This is a genomic window from Pseudomonas fungipugnans (assembly GCF_029955235.1).
Taxonomy (GTDB): domain Bacteria; phylum Pseudomonadota; class Gammaproteobacteria; order Pseudomonadales; family Pseudomonadaceae; genus Aquipseudomonas; species Aquipseudomonas fungipugnans.
In genome coordinates this window covers 1,999,146-2,024,850 of sequence record NZ_JARBWL010000002.1, presented here as the reverse complement: position 1 = coordinate 2,024,850, position 25,705 = coordinate 1,999,146, and the positions used below count along the sequence as shown (strand labels likewise).

Here is a 25,705-nt window from a genome sequence, read left to right as displayed (position 1 = left end):
CCGCCTCGCATTTCATACAGGCAAAAAAATAGCGTTCAAGGTTAACCCTTGAACGCTATTTTTGTATCTCGGTCTTGGCTCAAGGACGATAGATAATCGCCGAGCCCCAGGACAGTCCCACGCCGAATCCGCTCAACGCCACGCGCTTCCAGCTGGAATCGAGCACATGTTTTTCCAGCAGCAATGGAATGCTCGACGACACGGTATTACCGGTTTCGACCATGTCCTTGATGAATTTCTCTGGCGCGCCTTCGAAGCGACGGGCCACAGCGTCGACAATCGCCGCACTGCCCTGATGGATGCAGAAGGCATCGATATCGTCGGCGGTCAGGCTCGACTCATCCAGCAGCTCGTGCAGATGCGCCGGGACTTTGAGCAACGCGAAGTTGAACACCTGACGCCCGTTCATGAAGAACACGCCATCAGTGACCTTCAGATGCGGCGCGCCGGAACCGTCGGTGCCGAACTTGGCCTTGCCCAGTTGCCAAGGCGCGTCTTCGCCCATCCAGGTGGCGGTGGCGGCATCGCCGAAGAGCATGGTGGTGTTGCGGTCTTCGGGGTCGACAATCTTCGAATACGGATCGGCGGTCACCAGCAGGCCGTTTTTCAGGCCGGCGGCTTCCATGAAGCCCTTGATCGCGTAGATGCCGTAGACGTAACCCGAGCAGCCCAGGGAAATGTCGAACGCTGCAACGGTCGTTGGCAGGCCAAGTTTGTCCTGAACGATGGCGGCAGTGTGCGGCAGGCCTTCTTCATCGCCGTTCTGGGTGACGACGATCAGCACGTCGATCGATTCACGCTTCAAATCAGGGTTGTTGGCGAACAGCGCATTGACTGCTTCGACACACAGGTCCGAAGTTTCCTGGCCGGCGTCTTTGCGCGGCAGGAAGGCCGAACCGATCTTGCCCAGGATGAATTCTTCATCCTTCTCGAATTTTGCACCTTGTGCGTAATTGTCCACGCCGGCTACAGGAACGTAGCTCGCAATGCTTTTTATGCCAATCATTACGGCTTCCCAATAATAAACAGCCCAATACCACCGCTCGCAAGGAATCGAGGGGCGCCGACATACAGAGATTTTCAGCCGCCCGTACGGGCGGCAGCGAGAAACGTAAAGGGCTAAAACCAGCCCGATAAAGGGCCAGGCGCCATCTTCCCGGTCAATACAATACAGTGAAGATGCGCGTTATGACTCGCAGGTCACGCTATTTTGCCGAATCTGCCCGACAAGGGTTATTCGACCAATGACCAGTCCAGCGCGGTTCCGCGCTTGATAGCCCTGCTGGCAACACGGCCGAGAACGCTTTCGGCATGCTTGGGGGCAAGCCCGAGGCCTGGGCGAATGGCCCGCAGGTTGGCGCTGCTGAAGGGCTCACCAGCGACCATGTCCTGGGTGACGTACAGCGAACGGCGGTACACCAGGGACTTGCGCTCGGCCTCGGTGACGCCGTAATGCACCTGCCCCATCGCCTGCCAGGCGCGCTCGGTTTCAATCACCAGGCTGGCCAGTTCTGCCGGCTCCAGCGAGAAACTGGCGTCCACGCCACCGGCAGCGCGATCAAGGGTAAAATGCTTTTCCACCACCGTCGCCCCCAGCGCCACGGCGGCCACGGACACACCAACGCCCATGGAGTGATCGGACAAACCGACTTCACAGCCAAACAGTTCGCGCAGATGGGGAATGGTGCGCACGTTGCTGTTGGCCGGTGTTGCCGGGTAGGTGCTGGTGCACTTGAGCAACACCAGATCCCTGCATCCGGCCTCGCGGGCAGCGCGCACGGTTTCGTCGAGTTCGGCGATGCTGGCCATGCCGGTGGAGATGATCAACGGCTTGCCGGTGGCGGCGACCCGACGGATCAACGGCAAATCGGTGTTCTCGAAGCTGGCGATCTTGTAAGCCGGTACATTGAGACTTTCGAGAAAATCCACGGCGCTGTCATCGAACGGCGTCGAAAAGGCGAGCATCCCCAGTTCTTTGGCTCGGGCAAAAATGGGCGCATGCCATGCCCAAGGCGTGTGGGCCTTTTCGTACAGCGCGTACAACGAGGTGCCGGTCCACAGGCTGCCAGGGTCCTTGATGAAGAACTCGCCTTCGTCGAGGTCCAGGGTCATGGTCTCGGCGGTATAGGTTTGCAGCTTCAAGGCATGCGCGCCCGCCTTGGCCGCCGCTTCAACGATCTGTAACGCCACTTCCAGCGACTGGTTATGGTTGCCGCTCATCTCGGCAATGATGAACGGCGGCGCGTCGGCACCGATCAGACGGTCACCAATCTTGAAACGGGTCATGGACTTAATCCTTCAATACGCGATTGAACGCGCAGGCATGCTGGGTAAAACCGGCTTCGCGAAACACCTTCAGCGACGGCTGGTTGTCGGGCAGAACCTGAGCGTTGAGAGTGTGCAGCTGTGGCCAATGGGCCAGGGCAAAGGCTTCGCCTCGCACCAACAGCGCCCTGCCCCAGCCCAGACCGAAACGGTCTTCGAACAGATAAATCGAAACCTCGGCGGCTTGACCTTCAAGGTCATAGCGCAACACGCCCACCGGACCATCATCGGCCTCGGCAATCAACAGCAATCGTTTCGGGTTGTCCAGACTGGCGGCCAGCCACGCTTGATGGGAAGCCCAGTCAATCACCCGCGAGTCCACGGAAACCCGTCGCACAGCCTCGGCATTACGCCCCTCAAACAACAGACGCGCATCCGCAGCCGTCGCCTTGCGCACCGCCAGCACCGCGCCGGCCAGCGCTGCAGCGACGCGCTGCGCACCACGGCCGTCGACCAGTTGCCGGGAACGCTCGGCCAGGCTCTGGCGCAACCCTTGATTACCCACGACAAAACCAATAGCCAGGCGCAGTTGCTCGACGCTGACCTGCTCTCGCGACCCGAGAAACACATGCGCCCCCGCCGCCGCCATCACCTCGCCGTTGGCCTGCTGATTATTCGACACCGCAATGCAGATCGTCGGCAGCCCCATGGCCGCCCGCTCCCAGCTGGTGCCGCCACCGGCACCGATGAACAGATCGGCCTCGGTCATCAACCGGTAAAAGTCACTGACGAAACACTGCAGACGCCAGTGTGGACGTGTGGCTGCCAACACCTGCATCTGCTCCCAGGCCGGGTTGTCGGCGCCCGCGACGAAATCCACTTCCAACGCGTCAAAGTCCGCCAGCGCCAACATCGCGTGGTGAGTCTGCATCGCGGCATCAAAACCACCGAAGTTCACCAGCACGCGTCGGGCTTGAGGCTTGATCGCAATTGCCGGGCAGCGGAACTCCTCACGCAGCATCGCAAAACGCGGCCCAAGCAGGGCCCGGCAGTCGGCACCCAGCAGCGAAGCATAGGCTTGTGCGGTGCCCGATAAATTCTGGTTGAGCAGCAGGTCCACCCGATACTGGCGGGTGGCGAGGTCATCCACGGCAGCGATCCGTGGCGCCCAGCGACGGGCGGCGGTCTGCCAGTGATGGTCGAGGCCATAGTGGTCGACAATGATCCAGTCGAAAGCAGGACGATCATCCAACGCCTGCCCCAGCGCGGCAATGTCCGCCTGCCAGGGCAACATCGACTCGATGGCCTGCTGCGGGTCTTCGTCGCGATAGCGGTCCGGCAGCGCAAACGTCTCGAAACCTTCAGCCGCCAGACTGTCGAGGCGATGCCCTGGCAATTGGCGACAGGCAAACGCCACATGGCTGCCCTGCTGACGCAAGACCCTGGCCAGGGTCAGGCAGCGAGCGATATGGCCGCTGCCAATGGTCGGCGAGGCGTCGGCGCGAATCAGCACTCTCATTGCAATTCACCGCCGGCGCGCAACGCGGCATACAGGTATTCGGCGCGCTTCCAGTCTTCAACCGTGTCGATGTCCTGCACCAGATAACGCGGCAGGATCACTGGCAGGCTCTGGTTTGAGTACAACACATCAGCGCGCAACCATGCCTCGCGGCGGCCCCAGTAGAATTGCCCGGCGTCCTGATAGGCCGGCGGCAGATCCTGGGAGCGGGTGTCGCGAAACTGCGGGTACAACGCCGTCAGTGCGCCCCGCTCGTCAACGGTCAGGGCGCGCTGCACGGGAAAGCCAAAGTCACATACCGAGAATGCAAAGGACTTGTCGGGGTGCTGCTCCAGCAGTTCCAGTCCCTGACGCAAAAACCGGGTCTGCAACAGCGGCGCCGTGGCGTAGATGCAGCAGGCCAGATCAAAATCCTGACGCGGCATTGTTTGCAGGGCATGAACGATCACCGCTGCCGTGCCGGTGAAATCATCGGCCAATGCTGACGGGCGCATGAACGGTACTTGAGCACCATACGCCCGTGCCACCTCGGCGATTTCTTCATCATCGGTGCTGACCACCACCTGGGCGAACAGCCCCGAACCGAGCGCGGCCTGAATCGAACGGGCAATCATCGGCACGCCGTCGAACGGCTTGAGGTTCTTGCGCGGGATGCGTTTGCTGCCCCCACGGGCCGGGATGATTGCGACGTTGTTCAAGGGCGTTTTTCCAGAAGAAACCAGGTGATGTCGTCCACCGGGAATTGCGGGTCGCGGTGATAACCAAAACCATAATCGAGCAGTTGCAGATCTTGATAGCGATCCAGCATTTCGCCAGCAAAGTCGCGTTTGAACAGCTTGCCGCTGTTACCGCGATAAGACACTTCCACCGGTGCCGGATTGTAGTACTCGGCGATCAGGATGTAGCGCTGGCTCAACTCATACAACTGCGCATAGGCGGCCGCCAGCAGCTCGGGTGCCAGGTGAATCAGCACGCCTTTGCTCAGGGTCAGGTCGTAGGTGCGCTCGCGGGGGAAATCGAACAGCGAGCCGTGCCAGACCTGTGCAATCCCCAACGCCTGCGCCTGATCAAAAGCGCTGGCATTGATCTCCACACCAAACAGCTCGCACTGCGGCAGCAACTGACGCAACGCTTGCAGGTTATTGCCGGCATTGGTGCCCAGCTCCACCAGGCTCTCGATACGCCCGGCCCGGGTCAGCGCCTTGGCGAACATCGCCAGGTTAGCCGCCACCAGCGGTTGCCCGACATTGCGCTCGACGTATTGATTGCCGAAGTCGCCCTGCCAGAATGTTTCCTGCTCGCTTAGTTCACGCATTACTCAACTCTCATCAACGGTCAGGGCACATGCCTTGAGTCAGGCCCATCCCCTGTGGGAGCGAGCCTGCTCGCGAAGAGGCATGACATTCAACGTCATTGGTGACTGTTACACCGCCTTCGCGAGCAGGCTCGCTCCCACAGGGATTGCAGCCTGACTTAAAGCAGTAGCCACATGGACCTATATCTACTCAGTCAGCCGCCGCAATTGCTCGACCACATAATCCTGCTGCTCATCGCTGAGGAACGGAAACAGCGGCAGGCTAATGGCCTCGGCGTAATATCGTTCGGCCTCGGGAAAATCACCGTCGGCAAAACCCAGGTCACGGTAATACGGCTGCATATGCACCGGAATGTAGTGCAGATTCACACCGACCCCGGCGGCCCGCAAGCCTTCAAATACCTGACGATGGCTGAGGCTCATGCGATCCAGCTGCAAGCGCACCACGTACAGATGCCAGGCTGATCCGGCTTCCGGCTGGGCACTGGGCAAGGTCAGCGGCAAGTACGCCAGCAAGCGATCGTAACGCGCCACCAGCTCCTGACGCCGAGCGATGAAATCATCGAGCTTGCCCAACTGCGACAGCCCAAGCGCCGCTTGCAGATCGGTGATGCGGTAATTGAAGCCCAGTTCCACTTGCTGGTAATACCAGGGGCCGTGGCTGGGTTCGGTCATCTGCTGCGGGTCGCGGGTCATGCCGTGGCTGCGCAGGCGCTGCAAGCGCTCCGCCAGCTCGGGGCGATTGGTCAGCACCATGCCGCCCTCGGCGCTGGTGATGATCTTCACCGGGTGAAAGCTGAACACCGTCATCACCGCGAACTCACCACAGCCTACCGGCCGCCCGGCGTAAGACGCACCGACCGCGTGGGACGCGTCCTCAATCACGGTAAAACCATAACGCTCGGCCAGTTCGCCGATCATGCGCATGTCGCAGCTCTGCCCGGCAAACGCCACCGCCACCAGCACTTTGGGCAGCGTGCCGTTATCTTCGGCCGCTTCCAGCTTGGCTTTCAGCGCATAAGCGTCGAGGTTCCAGGTCAGGGGGTCGATGTCGACGAAATCCACGTCGGCGCCGCAATAACGCCCGCAGTTGGCCGAAGCGAGAAAGGTATTGGGCGTGGTCCACAACCGATCACCTGGACCAAGTCCCGCCGCCAGGCAAGCGATGTGCAACGCCGCGGTGGCATTGCACACCGCCACCGCGAAGTCTGCCTGGCAGCGTTCGGCCATGGCCTGCTCGAAACGCTCGATGGTCGGCCCCTGGGTCAGCCAGTCGGACTGCAACACCGCGACCACTGCGTCTATGTCCGCTTGATCAACGCTTTGCCGGCCATAGGGAATCATGCCGGCAGGCTCGCATGCAGGTCCGCAATCTGCCCTACCGAGAGGAACTGCGGGTTGGTGTCGGAGCGGTATTCAAAATCTTCGCTCACCGGTCGGCCCTGCTCGCCCAACTTGTCCACGGCAAAATCCACGTCGACGCTGGTGAAGCGAATCGACGGTTGAATGGTGTAGTGATCGGCGAATTCCAGAGTCATGCGCGCATCGTCCAGCGGCACCATCAGCTCGTGGAGTTTTTCCCCCGGACGAATGCCGACGTGCTTGTGCGGCAGATGCCCGGCCATGCCCAGCGCCAGATCGACGATGCGGATCGACGGGATTTTCGGCACGAACACTTCACCACCGTGCATCCGCGCAAAGCTGTCGAGGACAAATTGCACACCGTGATCGAGGGTGATCCAGAAGCGCGTCATGCGCTCGTCGGTGATGGGCAGTTCGGTTGCGCCTTCGTTGATCAGCTTGCTGAAAAACGGCACGACAGAGCCCCGCGAACCCGCCACGTTGCCGTAGCGCACCACGGCAAAACGGGTCTGCTGTTCGCCGGCAATGTTATTGGCGGCGACGAACAGTTTGTCCGACAGCAACTTGGTGGCGCCGTACAGATTGATCGGGCTGGCCGCCTTGTCGGTGGACAGCGCCACCACTTGCTTCACGCCGTTATCGATGGCGGCGGCGATGATGTTTTCCGCGCCATTGACGTTGGTGCGAATGCATTCGGTGGGGTTGTACTCCGCTGCCGGCACCTGCTTGAGGGCCGCGGCATGCACCACGTAATCGATACCGCGCATGGCCTGGCGCAAACGCTCGGCGTCGCGCACGTCGCCAAGAAAATAGCGCATGCACGGTGCGTTGAACGTCTGCTGCATCTCGTACTGCTTGAGCTCGTCGCGGGAGAACACCACCACCCGCTTGGGCTGGTATTGCTCCAGCAAGCGGCGGATGAAATTGCGCCCGAACGAACCGGTGCCACCGGAGATGAAAATCGATTTGCCGTTGAACATGCCGGGAATCCTTCTATGCGAGCAACTGCGCCCAGTTGATCGGGGTGCTTTCGCCCAGCGTGAAACCTTTGCCGGTCAGGGCCAGGTTGGCGTTATAGGCAGAGTCCTGAGCGAAGGCAGTGGACCATTTTTCACGCAGTGCAGCGAGCGACTCTGGCGCTTGCGGCAGGTTGCCGTTGTGAAGGACCTGAACCAGCGGCGTCCACACCGTGAGATAACCGGCCTGACCGGCCTTGAGGCACAGATCAACGTCGCTGAAACCGTCGGCGAAAGTCACCTCATCAAGGCCACCCAAAGCGTCAAACAGCTCTTTGCGCACCATCAGGCATACCTTCGATACGGCGCTGTAGTTCTGCTCCACGGCCAATCGTTGCATGTACACGCTGGCGTCGTGCTTTTCCCCGACAAAGGCCGAACCGACACCACCGTTCATGCCCAGAATGAGGCCGGCCTGAGCGATCTTGCCGTCGCGGTTGACCAGCTTGGCGCCAACGATGCCCACTTCCGGACGCTGGGCGTGGTTGAGCAACGACTCGATCCAGTTCGGGTTGACCACTTCAGCATCAGCGGCCATCAGCACCAGGTATTCGCCCTGCGCCTCCTGGCTCACAGCGTTGCACAAAGCCACTTCACTCAACGGTTGATCGGCATACAGCACCCGCACCCTGGCATTGTGCAGGGTGCCCAACCAGTCGTTGATGGCAGCCGACTGATTCGGATTAGCCGCAATCAGCACTTCATAGCGGGTGTAACGCGTTCTGAGCAGCACGCCGTCCAGGCAGCGTTGCAGCGCAGGCTGGTCATCCCCGGCGGGCACGATGATCGACACCATCGGGCGCTCGGCGTGACGGTAATCGACCTGATAGGTGCCTGGCTCCTGCGAGGTGATCTTCGCCTTGTAGCCGCGATTGCCCAGGTGACGCAGCAATGCCTGACGTTCGTCGGCATTTTCTTCCAGCACCGGTGCCTGAGTGATCAGCAGCGGTTCGTCGAGGTGCGCCAGGCCGGCAAGGCCGCCCTGCTCGATGATGCGCAGCAGCAAGTCCAGTTCCAGCGCCTTGCTGAAGTCGGCCTGATAACCACCGACCTCGATCAACACGTCCCGACGAATCAGCCAGTGGCGCGCCATCAGCGCCGGTATGCTTTGCAGCAGGTCGAGGTTGAAGCCCGGACGGAACACGTCTACCAGCGCGCCTTCGGCGGTGCGCTGGATTTCGTCGGTGGCCACGGCGCGAATGTCAGCAGCAGACATCAGCTCCAGGCTGGCGCGCAACAGGCCGCCGGCGGTGAACTCGTCACCCGCTTGCGCCAGCAGCAGCCAGTCGCACGGCGACTGACGGGCGCTCTGATTCAGCTTGTCGACGAAATTGTTTGGCGTGACCCGGACAAAGTGCAGGGTGTTTTGCGCGGTGGTCGCCGCCGGTGGTTCGCCGGTGGTGAACACGACGATCTTGAAGGCCTTGCTGCAACCTTCGACCAGGCTGTCGAGGGTGGCCTGCAACTTGTCGATGTCGTTGTCCAGGTCCAGCAGGAAAATACCGAACTGCGGACCGCCATTGTTGGCTGCCAGGTGCCCGGCAATCGACTCGGCCTGCTGTGCATCGGGCTCGCGCGTCTCCAGCCATTTCAGCAGACGACCCGACTGCATGTTGTCGAACGCCGGGGGATGATCCTCGACCGACAGCGCCTCAAGGCGTGCGATCCATTCGCCCATGGTCTGCGCCTCGTCGTCCTCGCCCAGCAGTTGCAGTTGTGCCGCCAGACGCTTGACCACCGTCAGGTTGAAGGCGTTGCGGTCATGGGCTTGCCACAAACGGTCGACCACACTTTCCGGCGTATCGTTGTTACGCGCACGCAGCAAGTGGGCCTGCTGCGTCCATACGCCTTCGAGGCGTTGCAACTGGACGCGCCCAGCCGGCATGGCGTGCAGCATGAATTCCAGCCGGGTCAGGAAATCGAAAAACGTCTGATTGTAAAACGGCATTTCGACGTACTGCTTGGGGCCGAAACGACGCTCCGGGACTTTGAGGGACTGATTCCAGTTGGACTCGAAGATCAGCTCTGCGGTCAGCGCCCGCCCGGTTTGCAGACTGTCGACCATGGCCTCGAAGCTTTCCAGGGCAAACGCCTTGCCTTGCTCGGCGTCAAGGTCCTTGATGGCGGTCGGCAACGCCCCCAGGAATTGGGCAAAGGCTTCACGTTCGGCCACCGATTTGGCATCGGTGTAGGTCAGCGTGTGATAGACCTCGGTGTTGTGCTCGGAGTTACCGTAGTTGATCTCACGCACCACGTAGGCCATCGGCAGGATCCGCGCCTTGGCGCACGCCAGCATGTAATACACGTGACCGATTTCCTGCCATTGGAAACTGGTACCCGGCGGCAACAGCGAATACCAGGACTTCATCAGCGAAGTGCGAGTCACCGCATAGAACGGTGGCAGGTACTGGCGCATGTAGTCGACCACGCGATCCTGAGGCCGCTCGGACGCATAGTCCTCGCAGACCTTCTTGTCGCGGCGGTAGTAGTTCACGCTGCCGCCGAGCGCCAGGTACATCAGGCAGTAGCCGTGGCACATCCCGTAGTCCTGGTTGGCTTCCAGGAAGCCCAGCGACTCGAACAATGCGTCCAGCAGGATAAAGTCATCATCGGCCGCCAGCACCATGTACGGGGTGGTCACCTGATCCACGCCATAGGCCAGTTTGGCCTGGAAGCCGCTGTAGGCAAATTGCGGTACGTGCCGGTATTCAACCTCCGGGAGTTCGCCCTGGAAATGCTCGGTAGCAGAGTCCAGTACCAGCACTTTGCAAGGAAAGGCACCGTAATACTTCATCGCCCTGCGCAAGAAAGCCGGACGGTTGTGGGAAATCAACACCACCGTCAGCAACTCATTGAGTGGCAACGTGTGCTCAGAAACGGACTTGCCTTGCATAACCTCTCCCCACAACCGGCGAAACGCCTGATTAACGCTTGAATAATGGTGCTGAATCAACGAACGCGACGCAGGTAGCCGTCCGGTGCCACGGTGAGCAGCAGCTTGTTTTGCATCTGCTGGTCGATTTCAAAATGCTTGTTCTCTTCCAGGTACTTCCACACGGCGGTTTTCGGGTTGTCGCCCGGGCCCCATGGACGGTCCGGAAAGAAGTCGGCCGGCATGTCTTCAACGACGGTGTCCATCACCACGCAATAGCTGCCCACCGACACCAGGGGTGCGTAGAGGCGCAGCTCTTCCAGCACGTGGTCGTGGGTGTGGTTGGAATCGAGCACCAGAATGACTTTCTTGCCTTCGGCGGCGGCACGCACTTGAGCGGCGATGGCCGGGTCGATGCTCGAACCTTCGATCATCTTGATGCGCTTGCTCATCGGGTGGCTTTCGATGGCTTCGCGGTTGTGCGGGCGGATGTCCAGGTCGATGCCAAGCACTTCGCCATGGCCTTGCAGCTCCAGCAGCGAGGCGTAGTAGATGATCGAGCCGCCGTGGGCGATGCCGCATTCGATCACCAGGTCCGGCTTGACCTGCCAGATGATCTCTTGCATCGCCATCATGTCTTGCGGCAGCTGGATGATCGGACGCCCCATCCACGAGAAGTGATAGCTGTACTTGTGTCTGGCCGACTCGTTGAAGAAATCCCGGGCCAGACCGGTCAGTTTCTGGTCGTCGCCCTGACGGGCGATTTCTGCCTGGCACTCGGCTTCGAAGGCTTTATTGATGGTGTTGTCAGTCATTTTGAAAGTCTCAATAGTCACTGGAACGAAGCGCTGTCGACGGCGTGATAGACGTAGCGTCCACCGGTCATCCGCTTGATTTCTTCGAGATAGTTGGAGTTCATCACAAACAGGTTGGCGCCTTCGGGCAACGCATCCATGGCCTCTTGCGGCGACGACACCCGCACGCCGCTCAGTGGCAGGTAACGCCCCTGCTTGGCCGGGTTGATGTCCACCACGCGATCCACCGCCACCCCGGCCCGTTGCAGGAACAGCGAATAAATCACGCCTTTGGACGATGCGCCCCAGATCGCCGAACCCTGCTCGGGAGCGGCCTGAATGATCTGCACCGCACGCTCGAGGCTGGCGGTGAAATCATCCGGCAATTGCAGGCGCGGCACCGGCTGTTCCGGGGTCAGGCACAAGGTCGAAAGATCGGCGACGATGTACAGGTATTGGCCACCGAACAGGTGGCCGGCCTCGTGCACGGTGCCGAACATCCGGCGCAGGTCATCGAGGCGGAAATAATTGACGTGTTCGTAGAACAGGTCGAACCAGGCGCGATGGTCGAGGATCCAGTCCAAACACGGTACTTCGATGTAGATCTGCCCGCCCTGATTGGCTTCGGCCATCGACACCAGAAAACTCACCGGGTCCTGAATATGTTCCAGCACATGGCGCAGGACGATGGCGTCCGCCGCCAGGCCCAGGCCACGGGTGAACGGCGCCTTGATCACGTCGGCGTTGTCGCCTTCGTAAGCGGGGTCGATGCCGGTGATGGCGTAGCCACGGTCCTTCAACAACTCCAGGAAATAGCCTTTGCCGCAGCCGACTTCAATCAGTTCCCGGCCCTTGAAGTGGCGGGCGATAATCCCTTCCACATCGTTCAGGTGCTGCTGGAACTGGCCGGAATGCGCCTGCTCGTTCTGGTAGTCGGCGTCGTAGCTGAGCTTGTCGGCATCGAATGCCTGATTGAAGATCAGCCCGCTGGTTTCATCCTGCACCAGCACCATGTCGGCGCTGGCCGACGCCCTGGCCGACTGCGGGTCGGCGAAGGTGCGATTCTGCAACACCGGCAGGTCGGCGACCCGATACAGTTCATGCCTCATGCTCTGCTCCCAGTAGCTGTTGCAAACGGTCCGCCACGCCCCAGAACGCCATCGGTTCGTGGGTCGGGTATGGGTAGTGGCCCAGGTTCAGACTGATCGAAGCGCCGCGCTCACGCAGGCGTTGTTCCACCAGTGCCCTGACCGATATCGGCTGACCGCTGGAACAATTGACCAGCCCGTTGAAATCCCGTTGTTGCACGATGGCGCCGAGGTGAGCGGCAGCGGTGCCGATCGCCAGATAATCACGCAGTTGTTCACCCGCCGACATGTTGAAGGTGGCGTCACCGGCATCAATCGCCCGATCCAGCGCGGCCAGCAAACTGTTGGGGTTCTGGCCCTCGCCATGCAGGTAAAACAGCCGCGCCCATTGCAAGGTGAACGGTTGCACACGCTGCAAATTTTCCAGGAACAGACGTAGCGTATTTTTAGCCAAGCCATAGGGATTGGCCGGCTGCGCCGAGGTCTGCTCGGTGAGCGGTCCACTCTGCATGCCGTATTCGAAACAGGTGCCGGTGACCAGTACCTGCGACACGCCCGCCTCGACCGCCCCTTTGATGAACCGGTAGTCGGCCATCAGGTTGTGTTCGAAATGAAACAGCGCCTGATAATTCGGCAAACCGGGCCACGCCAGGTGCGCGAGCACATCAATGCCATCAGCGAGCGCGGTGATGTCCAGGTCGGCGGCGTGAATATCCGCCGCCATGAATTCCACGGCATTGATCCACGGCAGGCTCGCCGCCGTTTCGGCATTCCGTGCCACAGCACGCACTTCGCAGCCACGGGCGAGCAGCGCCGCGACCAGATGCCGCCCGACAAACCCGGTAGCACCGGTGACCAGCACCTTCACAGGACGGTCAACTCGGGCACGGCGATCACGAAGCGAGCGCCCCATTCGCGCACCTGGGCCAATTGCTGACTGACTTCGTGCAACAGGTTCCACGGCAGCACCAGCACGTAATCGGGCTTTTCCAGATTGATCAGCGCGGGCGACACAATCGGAATACGACTGCCCGGCAAGTACTTGCCCTGCTTGTGCGGGTTGGCATCGGCGACCCAGGCCAGCAGGTCCGGCTTGACCCCGGCATAGTTGAGCAAGGTGTTGCCCTTGGCCGCAGCGCCATAGCCGACCACGCGCTTGCCATCAGCCTTGGCCTGCAACAGGAAACGCAGCAGATCGTGCTTGATGCGTTCGGCGGCAGGCGCGAGGGTCGCGTAGTACTCGGGGGTTTTCACACCTGCCGCCAATTCGGCGTGCAACTGTTGCTGCACCGCTGGCTGTACGTCACGGCGTTCGCCGTCCATGCGCTGCACAAACACCCGCAACGAACCGCCATGGGTCGAGAGCGGGCTGACGTCGAACACGTGCAGGCCATTGCGCTCGCACAAGGTCTGCACGGCAGTCAGGGACAGATAGGAATAGTGCTCGTGATACAGGGTGTCGAATTGCTGGCCGGCCATCAGCGTCAGCAATTGCGGAAACTCGAAAGTCACCACGCCGGTGGGTTTGAGCAGAGTGGCAAAACCGGCAAGGAAATCATTGATGTCCGGCACATGGGCCAGCACGTTGTTGGCGGCCATCAGGTCGGCGGACCAGCCTTCGCTGACCAGTTGCGAGGCGGTTTCGCGACCGAAGAACAGCTCGCGAATTTCCAGGCCTTTTTCCCGGGCCGCTTGCGCGGTGCTGCGGGTCGGCTCGACGCCCAGGCACGCAATGCCGCGCCCGGCCACGTACTGCAACAGGTAGCCATCGTTGGCGGCGATTTCCACCACGCGGCTGTCGGCGGTCAGGCCGAAGCGCTCGACCATCTCGGCCACATAACGCTCGGCGTGGGCCAGCCAGGTGCTGGAGAACGAACTGAAATAGGCGTACTCGGCGTCGAACAGGCTGTCGGCGCGGGTGTAGTCCTCGGTCTGCACCAGCCAGCATTGCTGGCACACGGCAACCTTGAGCGGCACCCATTGCTCGGCTTGCTCCAGCTGATCGGCGCGTACGTAAGCATTGGACGGCGGCGAGGTGCCCAGATCGATCAGCGGCAACGCCAGCGAAGTCCCGCAACCACGGCAGTTCATACACGCACTCCAGCAAAGTGTTGATCGAGCAAGGGATGGCTGGCGTCCCTGGCTGACAGATTTTTGACAGACAACGGCCAGGCAATCGCCAGCCGTGGATCGTTCACCGACAAACCGCCCTCGTGGGCAGGCGTGTAGTCGGCGCTGTGCAAGTAAAGCAGCTCGGCATCGTCGGTCAGCGTCTGGAAGCCGTGGGCGAACCCGGCCGGGATCAACAGGCTGCGACCGTCGCCGGCCCGCAGGTGCTCGGCGTGCCAGTGCAGGAACGTCTCGGAGCCGGGGCGCAAATCCACCGCCACGTCCCAGACTTCGCCGCGCAGGCAGGTAATCAGCTTGGCTTCCGGCGCATCGGCGTCCTGGTAATGCAGACCGCGCACACTGCCGCGCTCGCGAGTGCACGAATGGTTGATCTGACGAATATGAAACGCCTGGCCGAAGGCGCTCAGGCTGCCCTCGCAAAACAGCCGGGCGAAATGCCCGCGCTCGTCTTCGAAACGCTTGTGCTGCACGCTGAACAAGCCGTTCAGCGGCAATGCCTGTAACAGGAATTCGCTCACAGCGCGCCTCGGTACAGGTTCAACTGGTTCAGGGTGACGGCGCGCATGTCGTCACCGTTTTGCCACGCCAGGTGCCAGTCAAGGGTCTGGGTCAGGCATTGCTGCAACGACCAGCGCGGCTGCCAGGCCAGCAGCTGGCGGGCACGGCTGCTGTCCAGACGCAACAAACCCGCCTCATGCAGGTCGCTCGGTTCGATGCGCAAACCACGGGCTTGCGGCCAGCGGCTGGCGAGCAGTTCGACCACTTCGCCGACGCTGCACATGTCCGCTTCGCTGGGGCCGAAGTTCCACGCACCGGCAAAATCCGGACCCTGCTCGTAGAGGCCGGCAGCCAGTTGCAGGTAACCGGCCAGCGGCTCCAGCGCGTGCTGCCATGGGCGCACGGCTTGCGGGTAGCGCAACGTCACGGGTTCGTCGGCAGACCAGGCCTTGAGCACATCCGGGATCAGCCGTTCCGGGGCGAAGTCGCCGCCACCCAGCACGTTGCCGGCGCGAGCCGTTGCCAGCGCCAAGCCGTGCTCGTCATAACGATCGGCGGCAAAGAATGACGCGGCATAGGACTGCGCCAGCAATTCACAGCAGGCCTTGCTGCTGCTGTAGGGATCGTGACCGCCCAGAGCTTCGTCTTCGCGGTACGGCCACAGCCATTCCTTGTTGGCGTAGACCTTGTCGGTGGTCACCAGCACACAGGCGCGGACGCAGCCGACCTGGCGAATCGCTTCGAGCAGGTTCAGGGTGCCCATGACGTTGCTGGAATAGGTGCCCAACGGATCGCGATAACCTTCGCGCACCAGCGGTTGCGCCGCCAGGTGCAGGACGATCTCGGGCTCAGTGTCGGCGATGACCTCAAGCAAGGCACCAAGGTCACGCAAATCGCCGCGCTGATCGTTGATGCCTTCGTGCACCCGGGCCAGTTCGAACAGGCTCGGCTCGGTCGACGGGTCGAGGGCAAAGCCGCTGACCTCGGCACCCAGGCTTTGCAGCCACAACGTCAGCCAACTGCCCTTGAAACCGGTGTGGCCGGTGACCAGCACCCGCTTGCCGCGCCAGAATTGCGGGCTCAGTCCCATTGCTTCCATGGGGCCTCCCCGCTCAGCCACAGCGCTTCGAGGTGGTTCTTGTCACGCAGGGTGTCCATCGGATGCCAGAAGCCGTCGTGCTGGAAGGCCTGCAATTGTTCTTCGCTGGCCAAAGCGGCCAGCGGCTCGGACTCCCAGGAGGTCTGATCGTCAGCGATGTACGGCAGCACCTTGGGCGACAGCACGAAGAACCCGCCATTGATCCAGCCGCCGTCACCGCGTGGCTTCTCGACGAAGCCCTTGACGCTGTCACCGTCGCGTTCCAGCGCGCCGTAACGTCCTGGCGGTTGTACGGCCGTTACGGTGGCGAGCTTGCCGTGGGCCAGGTGGAAATCCACCAGGGCGCCGATATTCAGGTCCGAGACACCATCGCCGTAGGTAAAGCAGAAGGCCTGCTCGCCCTCCAGATAACGCGCGGCGCGGCGCAGACGGCCGCCAGTCATGGTGTCTTCGCCAGTATCGATCAGCGTGACACGCCATGGTTCGCTGTAATTCTGGTGAACGTCCATGCGGTTGTTGCACATGTCGAAGGTGACGTCAGAGGTATGCAGGAAGTAGTTGGCGAAGAAGTCCTTGATCGCGTAGCCCTTGTAGCCAAGGCAGATCACGAAATCGTGAATTCCGTGCGCGGAGTACTGCTTCATGATGTGCCAGAGAATTGGCTTGCCGCCGATCTCGATCATCGGCTTGGGCTTGAGGTGCGATTCCTCACTGATGCGCGTGCCCAGGCCACCCGCCAAAATAACTGCCTTCATCCTCTTCCCCTCTTGTTCGTCACAGGGCCCGGCCAAGCTTTATCAAGCTTTTGCGGGCCATCTGGATAAAACGCTCAACGCCGTCGCGGGCACTGTCGGCTATGCCGCCGATGCTCGTTTTATGGCGATATGGAGGGGGTCTTGCAGGAAACGCGCCAGCTCTTTCAAGCCAGTGGCAGACCGGAAGTTGGCTGGCTAGTGGAGTAAAAAAGGGACCCTGGTCAGGTAATGCCGGTCAGTCAGGGATTTGAACACCGTCAACCCTGCGGTGTTCAAATCCTTGACTGACCGGCACTACCCAAGGTCGCCCGTTTTTCCCCTGGGACGCCGGGAGCAATCAGTCCGCCAACCAGCCGTTTTCCCAGTACCGCAAGTTATCGCCGCGCAATACGTAATCACGCATCACGACTTCACGTAATTCATCGCCCATGCGGTAGCTGGCATCGGGGTCGGCCAGGTGCATGCGGATGGCTTGCAGCCATTCATCGGTGGTGTTGGTCTTGATCCGGGTGGCGGGCAAATAGCCCTGATACGCCTTGGTGTCGGTGCAGATCACCGGGTAGCCACACGCCCCATACTCCAGCAGCCGCAGGTTGCTCTTGCAGTCGTTGAAAATGTGGAATTCCAGCGGCGCCAGCGCCAGGTCCAGATTCAGGCTGGCCAATTTTGCCGGATAAATATCCAACGCGATCACGCCGTGGAACTCATGCATGTAGGGCAGCAAATCATCCGGGCACATGCCGAAGAATACCCAGTCGACTTCGTTGGCCAGTTCGCGGACCACGTCGGCAATCACCGCCAGGTCGCCGTGGTGACTGGTGCCACCGCCCCAGCCGATCCGAGGTTTTTTCGAGGTGCGGCGCCGGCTGCCCATGTCGTTCCAAAGGTGTTTGGACAGCATGTTCGGTACGACACGAATGTCGTGGTGCATGTCCGACAACACATCGGCCAGCGGCTGGGTAGAGACCACCACACGGTCGCACATGCCGATGGCATGGCGTACCAGACGCTCCATCTCGTCCCCGTTCGGCATGTTGCGAATATGCGCATTGCTATGGGGAACGTTGATGACGTAGTCATCCAGCTCGTAGATCCGCCGGGCATTGGAGTAGGTTTTAATCGGCGGAATGTCTTTGATGGAGCTTTCGGAATAACGCCCCTGCAGAACAATCACGTCGGGGGACTGCCGCTCGACCTCAATGATCGTCGGCATGTTGTAGCGAATAATGCCCTGCGCCCTTCCCGCGGCCTCCAACTCGATCATGGGCTGCGTCATGCGGTAGTGCGCGACAGCAGAGGTATTGATCGGCAGGACCAGGACCTCAGGCATTTGCGCGGTGGCAAATGGACGCCAACCGGTACGCAGGCCCGGTTCAAGCCCGAAGCTCGACCCACTCGGCCCCTGCAATGACAAGTTGATATTGTAGGCAGGATCACGGGCGATGCTCGGCAACCAACGCTTATAGAACACGTCCCTTTCCTGATCGCAGGATGCCTGTTCAGCCTCCTGCATCGGCACAGCCGGTCGTGCGCCCAGCGCGAGCCTGGCATAAGGCGTCCACACCACCAGGTGCCCACCCTGGCCGACCCGCAGACACAGGTCTGTCTCGTTCAGGGTCCGCGCCAGGTTCTGCTCATCCAGGCCACCCACCGCGTCAAACACGGCCTTGCGGATCATCAGGCAATCGCCGCCGACCGCACTCAGGTCCTGCGCCACCTGCAAGCGGAACATGTAACCCGCAGTCTGCAGGGACGTGCCATAAAACGGCGCACCGACCGGTCCCTGCAAGCCGAGAATCAGACCCGCGTGCAGTACCCGACCGTCCGGATTGAACAGCAAGCCACCGACCACGCCGACTTCCGGGCGCTGAGCATGATTGAGCAACTCATCCAGCCAATCGCTCTGGGTGATGACGGTATAGGGATCCAGTAACAGGACATAGTCGCCATGGGCCTGCCCGACGGCGAAATTGCGCACCGCTGCGCCATTCCCCTGTTGTGGGTATGCCAGCACGCGAATGCGTTCGCTGCCCAATTGCGTCATTGCGCTCAGCCAGGCGCGGGCCTCGGCGCTTTCGCTGCCGTTATCGACCAGCAACAGTTCGTAGTGGCCGTAAGCGGTCTTCTCCAACAGACTCTCGACGCAGCGCTGCAAAGCAGCCGTCTGATCTTTGGTGACAATGATGATCGACACCAACGGCCGATCTTCATGGTGGTAATCCACCCGATTGAGCAACTCGGAACTGCCGTTGCGAAGGGTGTGGGCGATGCCAAGGCGCTGCAGGTGAGCCTCCAGCAGCCGCGAGCTGTTCTCCACGACGTCAGGCAGGGCCAGCCATGCGGACAAATCAAGCGCCGACTCCAGCAACACTTCTGCAATATGCCCCACTGCCTGAGTGCCATCGCTCTCGACCATGCGCCAGAGCACATCGTGGGGGGCCAGCTCGGTAAACGCCGAATCAAAACCGCCCAACGCCAGAAAGCGCTCGCGCTCGAATGCCAGGGCTCGCCCGACGTAGGGATAACTGCGCATCAGGTCGAGATTGAAATCAGGCTTGAATGCCGGCCTTGCCGACTCCCCCTGATGCAGGCTGCCTTCGTCGCTGTACAGACACGCCAGAGTGGGTGCGAAGGCAATGCGCTCCGCCATCACCAGCAAGGCCGACGCCACCAGATGATCGCCGGCGCGCAACAGGTAGAACCAGTCAGCGCCATCGAGTTGTGGCAGCAGTGCATTGATCTGCGCCAGCCCGTCATCCTGCAGCGGTAAACGGAATACCCGCCCATCCAGCTCGGCCTCGGTACAGGCGGCGGACAGCACCAGTGTCAGTTCAGGCGCGTAATCCTGTGCCGCGAGCGCTTGCAAGGTGAGCTCCAGCGCGGAACGACTGCCTTGCTCGTCAATGATGACCGGAACAATCTTGGGCTGGCGCGGCCAGTTCGCCAGCGTGTCCGGCAATAGCGTGCGCTGGTCTTCGGTGAGGGTACGGCACGCCAGCCATTGGGCGTAGACCTGGGCAAAACTCTCGCTGGTCGCGCCGACATACCACTGCTGAGTGGCCTGTTTTGTGCCGAGGGTCCGGCTCAGCGGCAACTCTTTCCAGACACGAGGCAACGTGCCGGCCTCGGTCAACAACACCTGGCGTACCCAGCCTGACGCTGGCGCGGACTCGCCACTGCGAGCCTTGAGCATCTGCAAGATCCATTCGCGCTCGACCTCCACCACATCCTTGATCGACTGCTGCGAACTCAAACGCTCCGGATGCAAGCGCTCGACACCGAGAATGTTGTTGGACATCACCAGATTGCCCCGGCGCAGCAGGCAGACATACAAGGCGAAATCCAGGGTCGCTACAAAGCAGTGGCCCGGCTGAGTCAATGCCGGCAACAACTGCGCCACGTCCGCCCGACGGAACAGGGCGTTGCTGAAGCCACCGCAGATGTTGACCGGAAACTTCTCGAAAATGGCCAGCAGGTCATCACCTTTGAACAGGCCGCTTTCAGGGGAAAACGGGCTGTTCTCCAGGCGCGACGGCAAGACCATATCGTCGGCATCCCAGAACAACCGCTGGGCCAGCACCAGGCTGACCTCATCGTGATCAATCAGCACCTGAGCCTGTTGCTCGATGCACGCGCTGAACAGATGATCATCATCGCAAAGAAACTTGATGAACTCGCCTTGCGCCTCCTCCAGGCAGGCTCGCAGATTGCCAACCAACCCCAGCGTACGTGGGTTGCGCACATGGCGCACCGCACGCCCTGTTTGCTCGACCACCGTCATGACAATGTTTTCGATCTCGTTACCGCGGCTGTCGTCGCAAACAATGATCTCGAGATTGCTGTAGTTCTGGCTTACGGCACTGCGCAACGCATCATCAAAAAAACGCGGATTGAAGGCGGGAATGACCAGGCTGACGAGGGGGAGTGAATTCACGGCGGGCTCACAGGCGGTGCGAGCCCGCTCAGAGAAGCGAGCCCTTGAAACCGCAAAAGACAAATCGAATTGAGGATCAGGGCAAACGGGCGCTGGCGCGCCCGAACAGCATCAGATCTTGTTGAACAGACCCAGCGAAGTGATCTTGCTGAACGCCAGTTGCGCGGCTTGCAGCATGGTCTGCTGCAACGTCAGGCGGGTCATCACCTCGGCCGGATCGGAATCGCGAATCGACGACTGGGTCGTGGTGTTCGCCAGACTCAGGCTCTGGTTGGTGGTGGTCTGATCATCGAGCGTTGCGCCTCGTGCACCAATTGAGCTGATTGCCGTACCCAATTGATCGGTGGCGCTGGTCAGGTTGTTCAGCCCCGAATCGATGGAGGCCTGAAACTTCTGCTTGGCCAGCGGATCATTGTCGATCGGCACGCTCATCGCGGTGACCATCTGCCCCAGGGTGTCGAGGACATTCTGGGTCTGGTGGTTGTTGGACTGGGCCGTGAACTGATCGCCAGCCGCCGGAGTACCGCCCACCGCAAATGTTACGCCCGCGGCGGTCGCGTTACCGCCGACCATGGTGCCCGAGGACACTGGCCGGCTGTCCGATGTGACCGGCGCCGCGTACAGGTCGAAGTTGGTGGCACTGGTGAACTTGAGCACCGCTCCGCCGGCAGGAAACGCATTGTTGTAAGCCACCGGATCAGTGACCGTCGAGCCGGTGATCACCGCCGTCGACGTGTTGCCCGGGCTGCGCGCGGTGTTGAAGGTGTCCGGCTTGGCCGTCAGCTGGAAGCTATGACCTGCAATCGCCGCATCCGGGTTGGTATCACCCGACTTGAGGTTGATGTTCAGGTTCATGTCGATGCCACGGAAACTGACGGTCTGGCTCGAGTTGTTGGTGTTGCTGACCACACCGCCCTGAGTCGCTTCGGCGGTCACGTCGTTACCCGACGCGTCGGTGATTTTCAACTGAGTGCTGCTGACGAAACTGACGGTATACGGTTGGCCTGAGGCAAACTTTGCATTGTAGGTCGTGCTGCTGCCGACCTCGCCATTGGACAGGACGACCCGACCATCATCCACTGCCGGCGAGGTCATGCTGACCTGCGTGCGGCTGGTATTGATGCTCTGCTGAAAAGCGTCCCAGCCCGTGGTATTGGTGGCCATCGACTGACCATCGCCAATGGCCAGGTTGATGCTGGTCTGATCACCGGTGTAGGTGTAGGTACCGTCGGAGTTTTGCGCGTACGGTGGTGTGTCGGTCTTGGAGCCGGAAAACAGGTAGTTGCCGTTCGAGTCCTTGGAGTTCATCAACCCCACGACTTGCTGCTGTAACTGACCCAGTTCCGCTGCATAGGCTTTACGGTCGGCATCGGTGGCGTTGCCACTGGAGGCGCTCAGGGCAATTTCCTTGGCGCGCTGCAAGGCGGTGCCGATGGACGTCAGGGTCGTTTCCTGCAGGCTCAACGAACTCTTGGTGTTGTCAATGTTGGTGCTGTACTGATCAAGCGCCGCGCTCTGTTGACCCAATTTCAGCAAACGCCCGGCACCAATCGGATCATCGGCGGCGGTGTTGATGCGCTGCATGCTGCTGGCTTCGGCGCTGGTGGCGATAGCATTGTTGAAGTTGCGCTGATAGTTGGCAGCGGTTGTCTCGTAATACTGGGCGGTAGAAATGCGCATGAATTACGACTCCTTAAAGGCTATTGATCAGCGTGCTGAAAGTTTCCTGCGCAGCCTTGATGATCTGCGAAGAGGCGGTGTAGTACTGCTGGTATTTGACCAGGTTGCCGGTTTCTTCATCCAGGTCGACCCCGGACAGAGAATCGCGGGCACCTTTGGCTTGCGTCAGAATCGCCGTGGTCGCGTCGCTGTCGGACTTGCCTTGGGCGGCCTTGGTGCCGACGTTGGTGACCAGGGTGCCGTAGGCGTCGACCAGGCTGATGCCCTTGCTCGCCGAACCAGTGTCCACCGTCTGCTTGGTTTGCAGTCCGACCAGGGCTTGCGCATTACGGTTGTCCGAAGACGCCGCACCGGTCATGGAAATGGTGAAGCTCTCATTGGTAGCCGGGGTGCCGCCCACCGTGGTCTGCACGGTGAAGGTTTTCTGCACCGGCGGTGTGACGCTGTTGTCCATGACCTTGTTGCCGCTGGCATCCACCATGCCGACGTTCAGGTTCACGGTGTTGCTCTGGCCTGGAACAATCGTGCCGCTGCCCAACGGGTTGCCTTGGGCATCGACCAGGTTATAGCTCTGGCTGCCACCGCTGGCGGCACCGAAAATCATCTTGACCGGCGTCGAATACTTGAGCGCAGTCTGCATCTCAGCCTGGGAGGCCGGGTTGTAGATGTCGATGGTGCTGGTGAGCGCCGGCTGGGTGTAGGTGCCGGTGTTGTTGGCACTGGTCACGCCCGTCAGGGGGGCGGCTGCCGCGATCTTTTTCGGGTCGGTGAGCACGGTCTGGATGCTGGCCGCCGCGCCACGGGTCGGGGTCACCTTGAAGCTGTCGCCGGCAGCCATCGGGCCGCTGCCGTCGAGGGCCAGGCTGATACCGTCGATCACCGGCGGTGGCGTGGTGGTGGTGCTGAACGAGCCCATGTCAGTGCCGTCGGAACGCTTGACGCTGTAGTCGGTCGGGCTGCTGAACGTCACCTGATAATCGCTGGTGGTCAGCTTGCCGGTGTCGTTGATGGTGACATTCAGGTTGCCTGAACCCACGCTGTTGCCCGACTGGGCAATGCTGCGCTGACTGATCAGGGCGGCACTGTTGATATTGCTGAAAATCGGCGCGCCAAAATCACCGTTCTTGTCGATGCCCTGAGCCTGCTGACTGTTGACCTGATCAGCCATCACCAGCGCAACACGCCCCAGCTCATTGAGCGAGGGATTGAGTACATCGTTGCGATAGGTGAGCAAACCACCGATTTGACCGCCACTGATCACCGAAGTGACGTCAAGGGAGCTGGAGCCGAGGTTCATCTGCAACCCCATGCGCGACGGATCGTCCTTGCTCGGCATGGTGCTCAGGCTATTGGCGGTATTGCCGATGACCAGCGGCTGGCCGCTGCCAAGGTTGACGTTGACGCTGGAGCCACTGCTCTCAACCTGCACGCCAACCAGCGAAGACAACTGACGCAGTGCTTCGCTGCGGGTGTCGAGCAAGTCGTTAGGCTGACCGCCGCTGGTGGTGATCTCGCCAATCTTCTGGTTGAGCTGGGCAATCGAAGTCGCCAGCTTGTTCACCTGGGACGCCATGTCGGTCAGGCTGCCGTTGAGCGTGGTGTTCTGGTCGTTCAACTGCTGGGCAATGGTGTTGAAACGGCTGGTCAGCGCCTGGGCACCGGTCAGCACCGACTGGCGCGAGGTGTCGTCGGTGGCCGACGTCGAGACGCCCTGCATCGAGGTGAAGAACTTCTGCAACACGCCGGTCATGCCGGTGTTGGTGTCGGACAGCGTCGAGTCCAGCGGAGTGGCCTGGGCCAGGTACGACGACGCCTGGCTGTCCAGCGATGTGGCGGTGCGCAGTTGGGAATCAAGGTAGGAGTTGTACACACGGCGTACGTCGGCCAGGGTCGTGCCCGTACCGATAAATACATTACCGACCTGCTGCGAGCCTTTGGTGCTCTGCACGGTTTGCTGGCGTGAATAACCGGCGGTGTCGACGTTGGCAATGTTGTTGCCTGTCGTGGCCAAAGAGGACTGGCTAGCCGCCAGACCCGACATCCCGATATTGAGCAAACTCATGGTTCAGACCTTATTCCTGGTGCCTTATAGAGGCGTGGTGGAAGCGCCCGCCGCAGCGTAGTTTTGGTAACTCGTCATCTGCTTGGCTATCTGCGAAATCTTGCTTGCGTAGTCCGGGTCGGTTGCGTAACCGGCCTTCTGCAACTCGCGTACAAACTGTTCTGGGTTATCGGCCGCCTTCACGACATCTTGATAGCGATTATTGGTTTGCAGCAAAGTCACCAAGTCGTGGAAGCTGTCCTTGTACGAGGCGTAGGAACGGAACTGCGCCGTCTCCTTGACCATCGCGCCATCCCTGAACTCGCTGGTGATCGCCCGCGCCGAATCACCGGTCCAACTGCTGGTCGCCTTGATGCCGAACAGGTTGTGGCTGCTGCTGCCATCCTGGGCGCGCATGACCGATTTACCCCAACCGGTTTCCAGCGCCGCCTGAGCCACCAGATAACGCGGATCGACGCCGATGCGGTCGGCGGCTTCCTTGGCCAGCGGCAGCATGGTGTTGACGAAGTCGTCGGCGGAACTGAAGGCTTTCTTCGCCGGCGCCAGCGGAATCTGCGCCATGGCGCGGCCATAAATCTGCATCTGCCCGCTCGACGAAGTGTCGGTCTGCAAGGCCAGCCAGTCGCCGTTGTACAGCGAACCGACACCGGTCTTGCCGCTCTGCGGCACCTGGATTTTGTTCTGCGCGGTGGCCGCCGTGTTCGTGACCGACGGCACCAGCCCGGCGAGCAAACGGTCCGCCAGTTTCGGCGGCAAAGCCAGCCGCCGCTGATTGAGCATCGCCACATCATTGGTGTGATCGGCGGCGTGCGCCGGCACCCTGCCCGAGCGCGACGCCCACAGCGGACGCTGGCCATTGAGGCGCGACAGCGGACCATTGGTGGCTGTCGTGCCGGCCGCAATCGGCGTCTGCACGGCCGCTTTCGCCGCCTCCTGCTTGGCAGCGGATGCCGCTGCTGCTTCACCCGGCGCCAGCGGTTTGTTCTTCGACATCTGACGCATCAGCACGTCGGCCAGACCGATACCACCGCCCTGGCGAGACATGGAAACAGCCAACTGCTGGTCGTACATTTCCTGATACTGCTTGGCTGCCGGCGTGTTCAGCGGGTTGTCCTTGCCCAGCGTTTCGGTGGCCGAACGCATGGACTTGAGCATTTCACCGAGAAACAGCGATTCGAATTCCTGCGCCACCTTGCGCATGTTCGCATCGCTGTTCTTGTCGCCAACCTTGAGCTGGTTCAAGCGATTGAGGTCCGAATAGGACCCCGAATCACTGGTACTGAGCGTGCCGGCCTTGCGCATGTCCATGGTCGCCG

The 25,705-nt window shown here is 61.0% G+C and carries 19 protein-coding genes; all 19 read right to left on the bottom strand.

Annotated features, from left to right (window positions below; all coding sequences use genetic code 11):
- Positions 1–79 precede the first annotated feature (79 nt).
- Positions 80–1,006 (bottom strand): ketoacyl-ACP synthase III, encoded by a 927-nt coding sequence (locus POF45_RS24340; RefSeq protein ID WP_259500699.1) that lies wholly within the window; start codon positions 1,004–1,006, stop codon positions 80–82.
- Positions 1,007–1,233: 227 nt separating this feature from the next.
- A complete protein-coding gene (gene pseI, locus POF45_RS24335) occupies positions 1,234–2,286 on the bottom strand; it encodes a pseudaminic acid synthase (RefSeq protein ID WP_259500697.1) in 1,053 nt (350 codons plus the stop codon).
- 4 nt (positions 2,287–2,290) lie between these two features.
- Positions 2,291–3,784 carry a UDP-2,4-diacetamido-2,4,6-trideoxy-beta-L-altropyranose hydrolase gene (gene pseG, locus POF45_RS24330; RefSeq protein WP_259500695.1) on the bottom strand — a complete coding sequence of 498 codons (1,494 nt, stop codon included), beginning with the start codon at positions 3,782–3,784 and terminating at the stop codon, positions 2,291–2,293.
- Positions 3,781–4,482, bottom strand: coding sequence for a pseudaminic acid cytidylyltransferase (gene pseF, locus POF45_RS24325; RefSeq protein WP_259500692.1), 702 nt, complete (start codon positions 4,480–4,482; stop codon positions 3,781–3,783). The genes pseG and pseF overlap by 4 nt, the downstream gene beginning before the upstream one ends.
- Entirely contained in the window at positions 4,479–5,099 is a 621-nt protein-coding gene (locus POF45_RS24320; RefSeq protein ID WP_259500690.1) for a pseudaminic acid biosynthesis-associated methylase, read from the bottom strand. The genes pseF and POF45_RS24320 overlap by 4 nt, the downstream gene beginning before the upstream one ends.
- Before the next feature lie 186 nt (positions 5,100–5,285).
- Complete coding sequence (gene pseC, locus POF45_RS24315; protein WP_259500687.1) at positions 5,286–6,443, bottom strand: UDP-4-amino-4,6-dideoxy-N-acetyl-beta-L-altrosamine transaminase; 1,158 nt, start codon at positions 6,441–6,443, stop codon at positions 5,286–5,288.
- A complete protein-coding gene (gene pseB / locus POF45_RS24310) occupies positions 6,440–7,441 on the bottom strand; it encodes a UDP-N-acetylglucosamine 4,6-dehydratase (inverting) (RefSeq protein ID WP_259500685.1) in 1,002 nt (333 codons plus the stop codon). The genes pseC and pseB overlap by 4 nt, the downstream gene beginning before the upstream one ends.
- A 13-nt stretch (positions 7,442–7,454) precedes the next feature.
- Positions 7,455–10,370, bottom strand: coding sequence for a TIGR00180 family glycosyltransferase (locus POF45_RS24305; protein ID WP_282316943.1), 2,916 nt, complete (start codon positions 10,368–10,370; stop codon positions 7,455–7,457).
- A gap of 56 nt (positions 10,371–10,426) precedes the next feature.
- Positions 10,427–11,164 (bottom strand): cephalosporin hydroxylase family protein, encoded by a 738-nt coding sequence (locus POF45_RS24300; protein WP_259500681.1) that lies wholly within the window; start codon positions 11,162–11,164, stop codon positions 10,427–10,429.
- 17 nt (positions 11,165–11,181) lie between these two features.
- Positions 11,182–12,252 carry a class I SAM-dependent methyltransferase gene (locus tag POF45_RS24295; protein ID WP_282316942.1) on the bottom strand — a complete coding sequence of 357 codons (1,071 nt, stop codon included), beginning with the start codon at positions 12,250–12,252 and terminating at the stop codon, positions 11,182–11,184.
- Complete coding sequence (locus POF45_RS24290) at positions 12,242–13,099, bottom strand: NAD-dependent epimerase/dehydratase family protein (RefSeq protein WP_282317461.1); 858 nt, start codon at positions 13,097–13,099, stop codon at positions 12,242–12,244. Before POF45_RS24290 ends, POF45_RS24295 begins: the two co-directional genes overlap by 11 nt.
- Complete coding sequence (locus POF45_RS24285; RefSeq protein WP_282316941.1) at positions 13,096–14,322, bottom strand: class I SAM-dependent methyltransferase; 1,227 nt, start codon at positions 14,320–14,322, stop codon at positions 13,096–13,098. Before POF45_RS24285 ends, POF45_RS24290 begins: the two co-directional genes overlap by 4 nt.
- Positions 14,319–14,879 (bottom strand): dTDP-4-dehydrorhamnose 3,5-epimerase family protein, encoded by a 561-nt coding sequence (locus tag POF45_RS24280; protein WP_282316940.1) that lies wholly within the window; start codon positions 14,877–14,879, stop codon positions 14,319–14,321. The genes POF45_RS24285 and POF45_RS24280 overlap by 4 nt, the downstream gene beginning before the upstream one ends.
- Complete coding sequence (rfbG, locus tag POF45_RS24275) at positions 14,876–15,958, bottom strand: CDP-glucose 4,6-dehydratase (RefSeq protein WP_259500673.1); 1,083 nt, start codon at positions 15,956–15,958, stop codon at positions 14,876–14,878. The genes POF45_RS24280 and rfbG overlap by 4 nt, the downstream gene beginning before the upstream one ends.
- Complete coding sequence (gene rfbF / locus POF45_RS24270; RefSeq protein ID WP_259500671.1) at positions 15,940–16,713, bottom strand: glucose-1-phosphate cytidylyltransferase; 774 nt, start codon at positions 16,711–16,713, stop codon at positions 15,940–15,942. The genes rfbG and rfbF overlap by 19 nt, the downstream gene beginning before the upstream one ends.
- A 337-nt stretch (positions 16,714–17,050) precedes the next feature.
- Positions 17,051–20,647: a glycosyltransferase gene (locus POF45_RS24265; protein ID WP_282316939.1), complete on the bottom strand. Its 3,597-nt coding sequence runs from the start codon at positions 20,645–20,647 to the stop codon at positions 17,051–17,053.
- Between the two features lie 111 nt (positions 20,648–20,758).
- On the bottom strand, positions 20,759–22,327 hold the full coding sequence (locus POF45_RS24260) for a flagellar hook-associated protein 3 (protein ID WP_259500667.1): 1,569 nt from the start codon (positions 22,325–22,327) through the stop codon (positions 20,759–20,761).
- A 13-nt stretch (positions 22,328–22,340) separates the two neighbouring features.
- Positions 22,341–24,389 (bottom strand): flagellar hook-associated protein FlgK, encoded by a 2,049-nt coding sequence (gene flgK, locus POF45_RS24255; RefSeq protein WP_259500665.1) that lies wholly within the window; start codon positions 24,387–24,389, stop codon positions 22,341–22,343.
- A gap of 24 nt (positions 24,390–24,413) precedes the next feature.
- Positions 24,414–25,697: a flagellar assembly peptidoglycan hydrolase FlgJ gene (gene flgJ, locus POF45_RS24250; protein ID WP_282316938.1), complete on the bottom strand. Its 1,284-nt coding sequence runs from the start codon at positions 25,695–25,697 to the stop codon at positions 24,414–24,416.
- Positions 25,698–25,705 lie beyond the last annotated feature (8 nt).